Raw genomic sequence first — 14,378 nt, forward strand, 5'->3', positions numbered from 1 at the left:
CATTATACTAAAAATCTCTTCGACAATATATGCTATTTCTTATGATAAGCAATCATTCAGTAAGTGGTGATTTTTTTTGAAGCACCAAAAGACAAATGAAAACTTTTAAAAAGCCCTTTTTTATAAGCAGATAGTTTATCCATATTGTCTAGAAGAATACCTGTGCCTAGTACAACTGTACTCATTGGCTTCTCTGCAATTGTTATTGGAATTCCTAAATGATCTGCAAGTAAATCATCCATTCCGTGAAGCATAGCACCGCCACCTGTGAGAACTGCACCTTTTTCCATAAGGTCAGAAGAAAGTTCTGGAGGTGTTGCTTCTAATACAGTCCTAGCAGCCTGGATAATCATCTGGACCGGACCATTCAAAGCCATTTTAATCTCTTCCGTTCGAATATTGATTGTACGCGGGAGACCAGTAGCCATATCACGCCCTCGCACTTCCATATCTTTATTATAATCAGTTGCAGCTACAGAACCAATTTGAAATTTAATATTTTCTGCTGTCTGCTCTCCAATGACTATCTTATGCTGGCGCTTGATGTACTGGAAAATTTCACGATCAAAAATATCACCAGCTACTTTAATCGATTCACTTTTAACAATGTCACCAAGCGACAAAATTGCGATATCAGATGTTCCTCCCCCAATATCGACTATCATATTAGCAAAGGGACGATAAATATCCATCCCTGCGCCAATTGCCGCCACTTTTGGTTCTTCTTCAATAAAAACTTTTCTAGCACCAGATTTTTCAGCTACTTCACGAATTGCTTCTTTTTCGACGCTCGTGATATTCGTTGGACAACAAATCAAGATGCGTGGCTTTGTCATAAATCCTTTTACTTTGAGGCGATCTAAAAAATATTTAAGCATAATTTCTGTAACGTCGAAATCTGCAATGACACCATCTTTTAACGGACGAATCACATCAATATTTGAAGGGGTGCGCCCTACCATTTTCCTTGCTTCTTTTCCTACTGCAAGAACTTTATTACTATTACGATCAATTACTACTACTGACGGCTCATTTAAAACAATCCCTTGGCCTTTCACGTGGATGAGAACATTTGCTGTACCAAGATCAATGCCGATGTCTTTTGAAAACATGTATTTACCCCCTACCTGGCTAACACAAAAATATCCTAATTTTAAAAGACTCTCTTAACTGAATATTTTAGCATAGTAGCAAAAGAAAAAGAATGTCCACTACCTAATGCCCACAGGTACATAAGAGTTTTTGTATTAGTTAATTTTTATATACCATAAATCATTCTTATACTTTAACTAAATTAAAAAGTCTGCCAGCTACAGCTGACAGACTAGTAATAATTAAAATTAGGCCATTTGTTCTTCTTTCACTTCTGCAGCACTCACTCGTTCGATATCAGCACCTAAAGCAGCTAATTTCTTATGGAAATTTACATATCCGCGATCCAAATGGTAAAGCTTATTGACTCGTGTCACACCTTCAGCTACTAAACCAGCCAGAATCAATGCTGCTGCTGCTCTTAGGTCAGTTGCTGCCACTTCTGCGCCCTGAAGCTTAGAAGGGCCTTCCATGATCACTGAGCGCCCTTCAATTTTAACGGACGCGTTCATGCGACGAAATTCTTCAACATGCATAAAGCGATTTTCAAATACGGTTTCCGTCAAAATCCCATTGCCTTTTGCCATCAGCATCAATGTCATCATCTGAGACTGCATGTCTGTAGGGAATCCAGGATGCGGCATTGTCTTGATATCGATTGAACGAAGCGGACGTGTCGCACGGATGCGAAGGCCTTCTTCAGTCTCCTGGATATCGACGCCCATCTCACCCATTTTGGAAATCAACGCAGACATATGTTCAGGAACTGCGTTTTCAATGATGACATCTCCTTCTGTTATAGCTGCTGCTACCATAAACGTCCCAGCTTCTACACGGTCCGGAATGATGTAATGCTCTGCACCGTTCAATTCTTTAACGCCTTCAATGCGCAATGTATCTGTCCCTGCACCAATGACACGGCCGCCCATTTCATTAATGTAGTTAGCCAAATCAACAATCTCCGGTTCTTTTGCTGCATTCTCGATCACGGTTACGCCTTCAGCAAGCGCTGCTGCTGTCATGATGTTTTCCGTTGCTCCGACACTTGGAAAATCCAAATAGATTTTCGCGCCGCGCAGACGGCCATTAACAGCCGCTTCCACAAATCCATTGCCGAATGTGATTTGAGCACCCATTGCTTCAAAACCTTTTAAATGCAATTCAATCGGACGTGAGCCAATCGCACATCCACCTGGCAAAGCAACACGAGCGAATCCATTACGTGCAAGCAACGGCCCCATTACCAAAATCGATGCGCGCATTTTTCTAACGTATTCAAACTGCGCTTCGCTTGATAAAGTCTGTGATGAATCAATCACCATTTCATTTTTTTCCGGGAAGTATTCAACCGTAGCATTTAAACTTTTAAGTACTTCTTGAATCGTATACACATCCGCCAAGTTAGGTACTTCTTTAATAATGCTTTTGCCGCTTGATGCTAGAAGTGATCCGGCAAGAACGGGTAATACCGCATTCTTGGCCCCTTCTACACGAACTTTCCCTTTTAATTTTTGGCCGCCTCTTACAATAATCTGATCCACTGATATGCCCTCCATCTATTTAAGTATTCATCTATATGTATTTGCAAAATTTAAAGTCCAATGTCATAAATTAGAAACAAAACCTTTTCTATAATACCTGTTTTATACTAATATAACAAGTATTTATGCCATCATTTCTCCTTTTAATTCTTTTTCCTGTTATATCTTTCGAAAGAACTTCACATTTTATGTCCGTAGGTCCTATATTTAAAGTACATAAGACCTGTCTGGTTGTATGTATCATTATATATTACATTTGGATTACAAGCTTGTTTTTCCCTTTTTATTCTTGCGTAAACATGGATTTACCAATTTATTTCCCGGGAAATAAGAGAAAGGAATGAACTTTATTTTCATATAATAGGTTCAAAGTCTTGCTTATTGCACGAGCAAATTTCTGCAGCTTATCTAGTTTTTCACAATTTATGAACAGAATCAAAACATAAAAAATTTGCTCTTTTGCCATATGGACGAATATCGCCTTCATGGCAAAAGAGCAAATCAAAATAAATAAGGCAATTGTCTAGACCATGAAGAAATATTCAAGAAGAAAGTAGAGACTGCTGTTCCAATAGCAATGCTTAGGAAAATATATAATATCTGGGCTTGCAGAACATGCTGTTTGCGAATCCATTTCTCGAACATTACGGCGCGCAAGGCATAAAATGCAACTCCGGTGAAGAAAATATGGCTTATTATCGAGATTAAAGCTGTTTGTCCGATCATTGCTTCCATACAAGTTCCTCCTCTAAATAAAGTAAAAAGAGCGGACAAAAGTCAACTGCCCTTCTGCCCGCTCTTTAAAGTTTTACATTTAGTGTCTAGCTCCAGCGCCCAGCTCTTCGGGTCATAAGCCACTCTGACTGTGCGGCAAAGAACGCCGCTTCGCCAGGTCTTATGCCCTTCAGAGCTAAACGGGCGCTTGCGCTTTTCTTTAAACGTTACCCTCATAAACGTTGATACGATTCTTTGCACGTCTTAACGCTAATTCTGCTCGCTGATAGTCTACTTCATCTTTGTTCGCCTGAAGCATCGCTTCTGCACGTCTGGCAGATTCTTGTGCACGCGACAAATCGATGTCTGTCGCAAGCTCTGCTGATTGGGCAAGAATTGTTACTTTATCAGGACGAACTTCTAAGAATCCGCCACTTACAGCAGCCAATTCCGTCGAGGCTTCTTTCTTTAATCGGACTGCGCCGATTCCAAGAGGAGCCACTGTCGGAATATGGCCAGGCAAGATTCCCATCTCACCTGTCGCTGTAACTGCTATTACCATAGAAACTTCTGAATCGTATACCGGGCCGTCGGGAGTGACAATATTGACTGTAATGGTCTTCATTTTTTTCCCTCCTGGTCCCTTGTTTTAGACTTCTACGCCCATGCTTTTAGCTTTTTCAATTACATCTTCGATACGTCCTACTAGACGGAAAGCATCTTCCGGCAAGTGGTCGTATTTACCAGCAAGAATCTCTTTGAATCCTTTGATTGTTTCCGCTACTGGAACATACGAACCTTTTTGGCCCGTGAACTGTTCAGCAACGTGGAAGTTTTGTGATAGGAAGTTTTGAACGCGGCGCGCACGGTTAACCGTTAGCTTGTCCTCGTCGCTCAACTCATCCATACCCAGGATTGCAATGATATCTTGAAGTTCGCGGTAACGCTGAAGCGTTTCCTGAACTTGACGGGAAATTGAATAATGCTCTTCTCCAACGATTTCAGGCGACAATGCACGTGAAGTCGAAGCAAGAGGATCCACCGCAGGGTAAATACCCATTTCAGAAAGTTTACGCTCAAGGTTCGTAGTTGCATCCAAGTGAGCGAAAGTTGTAGCCGGAGCCGGATCCGTATAGTCATCGGCTGGTACATAGATCGCTTGGATCGAAGTTACTGAACCTGTGCTTGTAGTTGTGATACGTTCCTGCAATTGTCCCATTTCAGTAGCAAGTGTCGGCTGGTAACCAACAGCAGATGGCATACGGCCAAGCAACGCGGATACTTCTGAACCGGCTTGCGTGAAGCGGAAGATATTGTCGATGAACAATAGCACGTCTGCACCTTGCTCGTCACGGAAGTATTCAGCCATTGTCAAACCAGTCAAAGCTACACGCATACGTGCGCCAGGCGGCTCGTTCATTTGGCCGAAGACCATTGAAGTTTTCTTGATAACGCCGGAATCGCTCATCTCGTGGAATAAGTCATTTCCTTCACGTGTACGTTCCCCAACACCAGCGAATACAGATAAACCACCGTGTTCTTGAGCGATGTTGTTGATCAATTCCTGGATCAGAACGGTTTTCCCTACACCGGCACCACCGAAGAGACCGATTTTACCACCTTTGATGTAAGGGGCAAGCAAGTCAACTACTTTGATACCTGTTTCAAGAATTTCAACTTCTGTGGAAAGGTGTTCAAACGTTGGAGCTGCACGGTGAATCGGGTTGCGCTTTTCAGTCAACGGGATTTCTTCACCTAAATCGATTACTTCTCCAAGTACGTTAAATACACGGCCGAGTGTAACGTCTCCAACTGGAACAGTGATAGCGCTGCCTAAGTCGGTTACTTCTGAACCGCGTTGCAAACCGTCAGTGGATTCCATTGCAATTGTACGAACGGAATCGTCACCAAGGTGTAGAGCCACTTCAAGTGTCAATTTCACTTGTTGCTGGCCTGGACGATTAATGAATACAGTTAGGGCGTTGTAGATTTCTGGAAGCTGGCCATTGGCAAACTTAACGTCTACAACCGGACCCATAACTTGAAGTACGTGTCCTGTGTTCATGCTGTTCCCTCCTGTCTTACTGTTTTTACTATATTTCGCAATAACGGACAGCATGGCTCCCGCTTTGAGGGCAGGAGCTTGGCTGAACTTTAAATTTTTATGTCTAGCTTCGGTGCCTAGCTCCTCGGGGTCTTAAGTCAGCCCACTACGGAAATCAGGATTTCCTGCGTGATCTGCCTTAAGCCTTTCGGAGCTGGATAGGCACCTGCGCTTTTCTATTCTAATGCAGCTGCTCCGCCGACGATTTCAGTGATTTCCTGAGTAATCGCAGCTTGGCGAGCCCGGTTATATGAAAGTGTCAATCCATCGATCAACTCGCTCGCATTGTCGGTTGCGCTTTTCATTGCGGTCATGGACGCAGCGTGTTCACTTGCCTTGCCGTCAAGAACAGCACCGAAAATCAAGCTTTCTGCATATTGCGGAAGAAGCACTTCTAAAATGGCTTCAGCTGATGGGTCAAACTCGTAAGAAGCAGTTGCTCCAGTCGCTTGGATATCCGTTAATGGCAAAACTTTCTTTTCAGTAACTTCTTGCTGAATAGCTGAGACAAAGTGATTGTAGTACATATAAACTTCGTCATACGTACCGTCTGAGAACATACCAACAGCTTTGCGCGTGATTTCTTTAATGTCAGCAAATGTCGGGTGATCCGGCAGTGCGATTGCACTTTCAAGAATCGTCATTCCCTGCTTGGCAAAGAAATCCCGTCCTTTACGACCAACGCTGAGGATGACAAACTCGTCATTGGATGTATGGCGCTGGCGGATTCTCGCCATTACTGTACGAAGAATATTACTGTTGTATCCGCCGACTAAACCGCGATCCGATGTAATCACGAGGTAAGCTGTTTTTGCTACAGGGCGTGTCGTCATCATTGGGTGGGTTTCAGTTGAACCTTGTGCAATAGAAGCGACGACGTCCTGAATTTTATCCATGTAGGGAACGAATGCTTTCGCATTCACTTCTGCACGGTTCAGCTTAGATGCAGAAACCATCTGCATGGCCCGCGTGATCTGGCTTGTTTTCTTGGTTGACGTAATTCGGTTTTTTATGTCGCGTAAAGATGCCACTGGTATTTCACCACCTTATTATTTTTTCTTCTATTTCGAACGAAGTTCTTATTCTGATTTAGCGAATGTGCGTTTGAATTCGTTGATTGCTGCTCCAAATGCTTCGTCAGAAGGCAAACCTTGTGTTTTGCGAATAGTATCCAAAATTTCTGTGTGGTTGGAATCCAGCCAGCTTGTCAATTCCGCTTCGAAACGCTGAATGTCTTGAATCGCAATGTCATCAAGGAATCCGCGAGTCAACGCATAGAAAATAACAACTTGTTTTTCAACTTTAATCGGGTTGTTCAGGTCTTGTTTCAATACTTCAACCGTACGTTTCCCGCGCTCAAGTTTAGCTGCAGTAGCAGCATCCAGGTCTGAACCGAACTGAGAGAATGACTCAAGTTCACGGAAAGCAGCCAAGTCAAGACGCAACGTACCTGCAACTTTTTTCATTGCCTTGATCTGTGCTGAACCACCTACACGTGATACAGAAAGACCCGCGTTGATTGCCGGACGTACACCGGAGAAGAATAGATCCGACTGAAGGAAGATTTGTCCGTCAGTGATCGAAATAACGTTAGTTGGAATGTAAGCAGAAATGTCGCCCGCTTGCGTTTCAACGAATGGAAGAGCTGTAATTGAGCCGGCCCCTAGGGATTCGTTCAATTTCGCAGCACGTTCCAATAACCGTGAGTGCAAGTAGAAAACATCCCCTGGATAAGCTTCACGGCCTGGAGGACGACGAAGCAATAGTGAAAGTTCGCGGTAAGCAGATGCTTGTTTAGTCAAATCATCATAGACGATCAATACATGTTTGCCGTCAAACATGAATTCCTCTGCCATTGTGATACCTGCATAAGGAGCCAAGTACAATAGTGGAGCTGGCTGTGAAGCAGAAGCTGTTACAACGATCGTGTAATCAAGAGCTCCGTTTTTGCGGAAAGTTTCTACTACGTTACGTACAGTAGATTCTTTTTGCCCGATTGCAACATAGATACAGATCATGTCTTGGTCAGCTTGGTTCAAGATCGTATCGATCGCTACAGACGTTTTACCTGTCTGGCGGTCACCGATGATCAATTCACGCTGTCCACGGCCGATCGGCACTAGAGCGTCAATCGCTTTGATCCCTGTTTGAAGCGGTTCATGAACCGATTTACGGGCCATAACCCCTTGTGCAGGGCTTTCGATTGGACGAGTTTTAGTTGTGTTGATTGGACCCAAACCATCAACTGGCTGTCCAAGTGGGTTTACTACGCGTCCGATTAGTTCTGGTCCTACTGGCACTTCCATGATACGGCCAGTTCGACGTACTTCATCGCCTTCTTTGATGTCTGCGAATGGCCCAAGGATGATGATACCAACGTTGTTGGCTTCCAAGTTTTGTGCCATACCCATTACACCAGTTGAGAACTCAATTAGTTCTCCAGCCATGACGTTGTCGAGGCCATGAACACGAGCGATACCGTCACCAACGGTGATTACTGTACCGATATCGTCAACTTTCAATTCAGATTGATAGCTTTCAATCTGCTGTTTAATCAGGACACTGATTTCTTCAGCTTTGATGCTCATGTGTGTCACCCTCTCATAATTTCATAAATTAACCGATCAATTGACGCTGCAAACGCTCCAATTTAGAAGAAATGCTGCTGTCATAAATGCGGTTTCCGATTTGAAGACGCAATCCGCCAATTAGGGAAGGATCGATAATGTTTTCAATTCGCAAAGATTGTTTGCCGATTTTCTTGGCAAATGTTGAAGAAATGGATGCACGTTCTTCTTCAGTCAATGGACTTACCGAATACACTTTTGCATCTTCAATTCCTTTGGCTTCATTGGTCAAGGAAATATAATGGTCTACTACATCTGCCACTTCTTCCAAGCGTCTGCGTTCTGCCAGCAACTGCAATGTGTTGACGACATACTCATTTCCTTGGGCAAAAAGTGCTGAAATAGCATTTTTTCTTTTTTCTGCAGATAATTTAGGCGAACCTAAAAGGTTTAGCAAAACCGGGTTATCCACAAACACTTTTTTTACTTCACGCAAATCCGCTTCCACTTCTTCTGAAGCATCATGCTTGTTTGCAATTTGGAACAAAGCTAATGCATAACGTTCTGAAGCTTGGCTCATTGTATGTCGCCTGCCTTCGCAATCGTTTCGTTAATCAACTGACGGTTGTCTTCTTCGCTGATTTCTTTGTTCAGTACTTTAGATGCTGCAAGCATAGACAACGCGACAACTTCTTCGCGTACTGCTGCTACAGCTTTTTCCCGCTCGTTCGCGATTTCCTGGACTGCCGAATCTTTCATGCGGCTAGCTTCAGTACGCGCTGTTGCGATGATATCCTGACGCGAAACTTCGCCTTGTTTTTTGGCAGTTTCTACGATTTCTTGCGCTTGAGTACGCGCTTCTTTCAATAAGCTGCGCTGTTCTTCAAGCAATTTATGCGATTCTTGACGGCTGTTTTCAGCTGTTTCGATTTCGCTTGCGATCAAGTCTTCACGCTGTTGCATTACGCCCATCAAAGGACCCCATGCGAATTTTTTCAATAGCAACATCAATAAAATGAAAATAACGAGTGTTGCCAAGATATCTCCGATGTTTAAAAATTCCCCGGTTGCACCGAGTACGAGGTGATCAAAAAACACGATTGTTTCACTCCCTTCAAGAGCCTAAAATTCAGTTTCTTCTATAGTAAGATCTTTTTATGCAAAAGAATGGTTTTCCAAAATCAAAGGGTCATACAAACATAAATGGCGAAAATTATGCCGAAGCATTCCCGCCATCCTGTTTAATGTATGAGAAATACAGACTATTGGTTCATTACGATGAATGCGATTACTACCGCGATGATTGGCAATGCTTCAACCAATGCTACCCCAATGAACATAGTTGTTTGTAGAACGCCACGAGCTTCTGGCTGGCGAGCGATACCTTCAACTGTTTTAGAAACGATAAGACCGTTACCAATACCTGCGCCTAGTGCTGCTAAACCTACTGCGATTGCTGCTGCTAATAAACCTAATGAACCTGTCATTGTAAAATGTCCTCCTCAGGATAATTGTTTTTTTTTTTGCTCAATACGAGCAATTTATACTCAATGGTCGTCGGCAACTTTGTGCGATAAATAAACCATCGTTAACATAACGAAAATAAACGCTTGGATTGCACCGATAAAGATCGAGAATCCTTGCCATGCCATCATCGGTAGGATGGCGGCTACAAATCCGAAAGCACTTGCTGATGCAAGCCCTGCCAACAAAGTAAGCAAGATTTCACCTGCATAGATGTTACCGTAAAGACGCAGACCGAGTGTCAGCGTATTTGCGAATTCTTCAATGATCTTAAGCGGGAACAAGAACGGCATCGGCTTTAAATAGCCTGCACTGTATTGTCCCAACCCTTTCAATCTGATGCCATAATAATGGCTCAGAATAATAACTGTAGCGGCCAATGTCATCGTCACCGTCGGATCAGCAGTTGGTGATTTCCACCAAAGATCTCCGTTGACAACTATTGCAAAAGGCAACCCGAGCATATTCGATACGAAAATGAACATGATCAGCGTAATTCCAAGAACGTGGAATCGTCCGCCGTCTCTCCAGTCCATGTTGCTCTTGATGAGGCCTTTAACAAAATCCATTACCCATTCCATGAAGTTTTGCATACCTGTTGGTTTTAGCTTCAGGTTCCGGGTAGAGATAAATGCAATTAGGAAAACGATAAGAGCGGCTACAAGAAGCATCATTACGTTTGACAAGTTAAACCAAATCCCAAATACTTTTAACATTGGAGCGGTATGTTCCACGATAGTTTCACCTCTCTTTCCACTTTATTAATGGTGTTTCACATGATAAACAATCCGTTCTGCCAACAACAGAACATACGGGATCATCAACCCAATTACCGTACTGACCAAGTGAACGTAGTCAGCGAAAAGAATTGCTATCGCTACCGCTGCAACACCTGATGCAAACCGTAATGCCGTTCCTAGGGAACGAACCTTCGAGCCTTCTGCCACCGCCCGGTCAAATCCTTCCATCCGTCGAACCAGAATCCACATATTGTAAATGCCGAACAGGGAACCGATGATCAAACCAGCGAAAACTTCTTGATAAGAGGTAAACCCCCAACCAATAACGAATGCCGCCAGGATGAAGTACATCATCTTTTTAAGTCTTGTATAAATTTCCCTAAGTCCATCCATTTTTTACGGGTCTCCCGAGTCGAATTTTCGAATAGTTTGAAGCATCGCCCATATACCGATGGCTAATCCTGCAAATAGGCCGATGATCAAGAAAAGCGGCGCGGTTCCGAATCGTTCATCGAGCCACATACCTGTGAAAAGACCGATGAGCACGGACCCGACAAGTTGCGAGAGGATGGAACTGTAAAGAACCATCGCTTGTAAGGGACTTTTTGTTGGGCGCATGATAAACCCCTCGAATTTCGTTTGATTTGACATTTTACCCTTGAAAAGAGCAGTCGCATCAGGCTTTCAGAACAACATCTTCTATGTATGAAAACCTTCTCATGCATACCCTTTGTAAGCATACAATAGGGGTAAAATCATGTCAATTCCTAGAAGTGAAATTGTTCACAAGCGATTTTCCATCTGTCATATTGTTGACAAATTTCCAAGAAAATGTCCTTTGTTTTTAGAAATCTATATTCAAAAAAAGTATTTTGAAAAAGCAGACCCTACGACTGAGTGTTTCGCTCTAACCTAAATTATTCAGTCTATACATCCTAGTCCAAATTAACAGCATAGTTTTAGCCACTAACTATTAAATCGGTACTTGTACTTTTCTTCACTAAACTTTAGCGTTATGCCCCTCTTCTAGTTAATTAAAACTTACAGAGGGGCTTCCGATGCTCATATTCATTCATTATTTTGTTCCGAATAGACGGTCTCCCGCATCACCGAGGCCAGGAACGATATAACCGTGGTCATTCAGTTTCTCATCCAATGCTGCAATGTAAACGTCTACGTCCGGATGCGCTTCCTGGAATGCTTCTACGCCTTCCGGTGCTGCAATAATGCACATGAAACGGATTTTTGTTGCTCCACGCTTTTTCAGTGAGTTGACAGCTTCGATGGCTGATCCCCCTGTAGCAAGCATTGGATCGACAACGATAAATTCACGTTCTTGTACATCGGACGGCAATTTCAAGTAGTATTCAACCGGCTGCAAAGTTTCAGGATCACGGTACAACCCGATATGCCCCACTTTTGCTGCTGGAATCAATTTTAAAATTCCATCAACCATGCCAATGCCGGCGCGTAAAATAGGGACAATCCCCAATTTCTTGCCTGCAAGCACTTTTGAAGTCGCCAGTTGGACCGGCGTTTCTACTTCGATTTCTTTTAACGGCAGATCTCTCGTGATTTCAAAGGCCATTAACGTTGCAATTTCATCGACCAATTCCCGGAATTCTTTTGTTCCCGTTGATTTGTCGCGAATGTACGTCAATTTATGCTGAATCAGCGGATGATCAAATACATATACTTTTCCCACGTTGCACCTCTCCTTTTCAAAAGTCATCTAAAATAGTATAACAGAATTTTTCTGCCGGCAGGGGTTCACTATCGCATTGCGACTTTTCAGTTTTTTTATTTCCCGGGAAATAAAAAACCGGACCCTTAAGGATCCGGTTTACAGCAAATTAGCTTCATCAAGCGACATCGGCCGGTAATAAAAATAGCCTTGTCCGATGCGGCACCCTAAAGCAAGAAGCATTCTCTTCTGCTCTTCGGTTTCCACGCCTTCTGCTACTACGCGCATCCCCAAGTTTTCAGCCAGTTGGATAATGGTCCGGACAATCGCGAGTGTTTGCTGTTCATGCATATTATTAATGAAGGAACGGTCGATTTTTATTTCCGTCACCGGCAATTTCTGCAAATAGCTCAATGACGAGTAGCCCGTGCCAAAATCATCGATTGAGCTGGCAAAACCGTAGTTGAGCAGCTGCTTAAACACTTTATAAGCTGTTTCAATATCGACAAATCCAATGCGTTCCGTGATTTCCAGCTGAATCCATTTCGGTTCGATGCCGTATTCAGCCGTCTGGTCGACCAAATAAGGAATAAAAGAATGATGGAAAAAGTGATCCGTTGACACATTGATTGCCACTTGGCTCAGTTCCAAGCCTTTGTCCTGCCGAGTTTTCAGCCAGCTTAGAACGCGCTTCAGCAGGCTTTGCTCCAGCATACGGATTTTGCCGTTCTTTTCAGCGACGGGAATAAAAACATCCGGCGCTATGGTGCCAAGCTCCGGTGAGTTCCATCGCGCCAAAGCTTCAAAGCTCATAATTTTGCCGGTCGCCAGTTCCACTTTCGGCTGCAAATAGACATCTATTTCTTCCCGTCTTAAAGCCGCTGTCAGTTCATTGGCAATCCGCAAATCCTTCATCATCGATTCATCGTGTTCATTTTCGTAATAACAGATGGATTCCCCCGCACGCAGTTTTGCTTTGGAAAGTGCGCTGTCTGCATGGCGGATCAATTCATTTGGTTCCTGCTGGTTTGGCGTAATTAGCGCAATTCCCATCTTCATGGTCAAAAACAACTCCATGTCTTCGATGGTAATCGGATCAATTTGGGAAAGCACCTCTAAATAATCAGGCACTTTAACCAGCGGCGTTAAACAAAACAGGGCAATTGTCGAGTCGGAAAAACGGGCAATCAAATGATCAGCAGGCAGTTTCGAACGCAAAAAGCGTTTCCCCATTTCCCGGATCAAGGAGTCCCCTGCCCGGTGTCCGTACTGATCCACCACTTTTACATACTCATCCGCAGAAATAAAAGCGATAAAGCCTTCCTTATGCTCGGACAGCATATCTTTTACTTCATTCATAAAGTAGTTGCGGTTTGGCAATTCGGTTTCTTTATCCACATAAGCCAATTCCAGTATTTTCGTTTGCTGATGAAAATACTTCATCGTCAACGAAACAATTGGGGCAATCTGTTCGATAAAGGCCATTTGTTTTCCGGTCGGCAACATCGGCTTTTCAAAATAAATGCCAAAAGTGCCGCTCGGAATGCCATCCATATCAAAAATTGGAACGGACCAACTCGACACGAAGTTCATGCTTTTCACCAGCTCCTGGTAGCCGTCCCAAAGCGGATCGGTCAGCATGTTTTCAACAATCACCGGCGCTTTCCGGTGATAGGCTGCACCGCACGTGCCGCCCGTTTCTTCTACTAAAATGCCATCCACCGTTTCATAAAACTTCTTTGGCATCGAACTTCCTGCGCCTATGCGGAAGCGGCCGTTCTCATCCACCAGCATAACGGTGCATTTCGCATCATCCGGAAAGAATGATTCAACCATGGTACAGGCTTTTTGCAAAAGGACGCTTAGCATATAGCCTTTTTCAATATCGTTGTACGTTTCCTGCTGAAGCTTAATCAGTGATTCCGTCTGTTTCCGGTCCGTAATGTCCCGTTGAAGCATTAATGTATATGCCCCGGCGTTTTTTCGGACGTTAATGGGCTGGACGGTAATTTCGTTCCAAAAAGGAGTACCATCTTTGCGGTAGTTGATTAATTCGTATGTACAAGCGGTCTCAGAATCGATGCATTCCCGGATATTTCGCACCACTTCTTTATCCGTTTTTGATCCATGCATAAATCTCCCGTTGTTTCCGATGATCTCTTCTTCTGAAAAACCGCTCATCTCACAAAAGGCGCGGTTGGCGTAAATGATTGGGGTGTCCGGGGCGTCATGGTTTAATACGACAAACCCTGTTTGAAATTCAACTCCAAGACGGCGCAGCCAATCCATGACGATGCGCTTTTCTTTTGTTATTTGTTGTATTGGCATACGCAAATCCCCCATAAGCTTTATCCCGCTTTAACGGTCAGTAAAATTTTGATTTGTTCGATTGTTAATCAAGGGGTTAAAGTC

General features: G+C 43.5%; 15 protein-coding genes. All 15 read right to left on the reverse strand.

From position 1 onward, the window contains the following. Nucleotides 1-56: 56 nt before the first annotated feature. Nucleotides 57-1,112: a rod shape-determining protein gene (locus QWY22_RS15475; protein WP_300981727.1), complete on the reverse strand. Its 1,056-nt coding sequence runs from the start codon at nt 1,110-1,112 to the stop codon at nt 57-59. Between the two features lie 228 nt (nt 1,113-1,340). Continuing rightward, nucleotides 1,341-2,633, reverse strand: coding sequence for a UDP-N-acetylglucosamine 1-carboxyvinyltransferase (murA, locus tag QWY22_RS15480; RefSeq protein WP_300981728.1), 1,293 nt, complete (start codon nt 2,631-2,633; stop codon nt 1,341-1,343). A gap of 501 nt (nt 2,634-3,134) precedes the next feature. Next, nucleotides 3,135-3,368, reverse strand: coding sequence for a DUF1146 family protein (locus tag QWY22_RS15485; RefSeq protein WP_036809815.1), 234 nt, complete (start codon nt 3,366-3,368; stop codon nt 3,135-3,137). A gap of 199 nt (nt 3,369-3,567) precedes the next feature. After that, the gene (locus QWY22_RS15490; protein ID WP_300981729.1) at nt 3,568-3,972 is read right to left on the reverse strand and encodes a F0F1 ATP synthase subunit epsilon; all 405 of its coding nucleotides are present in this window, start codon (nt 3,970-3,972) and stop codon (nt 3,568-3,570) included. A gap of 24 nt (nt 3,973-3,996) precedes the next feature. After that, nucleotides 3,997-5,412 carry a F0F1 ATP synthase subunit beta gene (gene atpD / locus QWY22_RS15495; RefSeq protein WP_300981730.1) on the reverse strand — a complete coding sequence of 472 codons (1,416 nt, stop codon included), beginning with the start codon at nt 5,410-5,412 and terminating at the stop codon, nt 3,997-3,999. A gap of 215 nt (nt 5,413-5,627) precedes the next feature. After that, nucleotides 5,628-6,482, reverse strand: coding sequence for an ATP synthase F1 subunit gamma (gene atpG / locus QWY22_RS15500; protein ID WP_036809811.1), 855 nt, complete (start codon nt 6,480-6,482; stop codon nt 5,628-5,630). A 48-nt stretch (nt 6,483-6,530) separates the two neighbouring features. Further along, entirely contained in the window at nt 6,531-8,039 is a 1,509-nt protein-coding gene (atpA, locus tag QWY22_RS15505) for a F0F1 ATP synthase subunit alpha (protein WP_300981731.1), read from the reverse strand. 28 nt (nt 8,040-8,067) lie between these two features. Further along, nucleotides 8,068-8,598 carry a F0F1 ATP synthase subunit delta gene (locus QWY22_RS15510; RefSeq protein WP_300981732.1) on the reverse strand — a complete coding sequence of 177 codons (531 nt, stop codon included), beginning with the start codon at nt 8,596-8,598 and terminating at the stop codon, nt 8,068-8,070. Continuing rightward, nucleotides 8,595-9,116 carry a F0F1 ATP synthase subunit B gene (atpF, locus tag QWY22_RS15515; RefSeq protein WP_300981733.1) on the reverse strand — a complete coding sequence of 174 codons (522 nt, stop codon included), beginning with the start codon at nt 9,114-9,116 and terminating at the stop codon, nt 8,595-8,597. The genes QWY22_RS15510 and atpF overlap by 4 nt, the downstream gene beginning before the upstream one ends. Nucleotides 9,117-9,280: 164 nt before the next feature. Further along, nucleotides 9,281-9,505: a F0F1 ATP synthase subunit C gene (gene atpE / locus QWY22_RS15520; protein ID WP_006829234.1), complete on the reverse strand. Its 225-nt coding sequence runs from the start codon at nt 9,503-9,505 to the stop codon at nt 9,281-9,283. 60 nt (nt 9,506-9,565) lie between these two features. After that, a complete protein-coding gene (gene atpB, locus QWY22_RS15525) occupies nt 9,566-10,276 on the reverse strand; it encodes a F0F1 ATP synthase subunit A (RefSeq protein ID WP_300981734.1) in 711 nt (236 codons plus the stop codon). A 27-nt stretch (nt 10,277-10,303) separates the two neighbouring features. Next, the gene (locus tag QWY22_RS15530; protein ID WP_300981735.1) at nt 10,304-10,675 is read right to left on the reverse strand and encodes an ATP synthase subunit I; all 372 of its coding nucleotides are present in this window, start codon (nt 10,673-10,675) and stop codon (nt 10,304-10,306) included. 3 nt (nt 10,676-10,678) lie between these two features. After that, nucleotides 10,679-10,900, reverse strand: coding sequence for an AtpZ/AtpI family protein (locus QWY22_RS15535; protein ID WP_036809794.1), 222 nt, complete (start codon nt 10,898-10,900; stop codon nt 10,679-10,681). Nucleotides 10,901-11,357: 457 nt separating this feature from the next. Beyond that, on the reverse strand, nt 11,358-11,987 hold the full coding sequence (gene upp, locus QWY22_RS15540) for a uracil phosphoribosyltransferase (protein ID WP_036809789.1): 630 nt from the start codon (nt 11,985-11,987) through the stop codon (nt 11,358-11,360). 138 nt (nt 11,988-12,125) lie between these two features. Beyond that, the gene (locus QWY22_RS15545; RefSeq protein ID WP_300981736.1) at nt 12,126-14,294 is read right to left on the reverse strand and encodes a sensor domain-containing phosphodiesterase; all 2,169 of its coding nucleotides are present in this window, start codon (nt 14,292-14,294) and stop codon (nt 12,126-12,128) included. Between the last annotated feature and the right edge of the window lie 84 nt (nt 14,295-14,378).

Source organism: Planococcus liqunii (assembly GCF_030413595.1).
Taxonomy (GTDB): Bacteria; Bacillota; Bacilli; order Bacillales_A; family Planococcaceae; genus Planococcus; species Planococcus liqunii.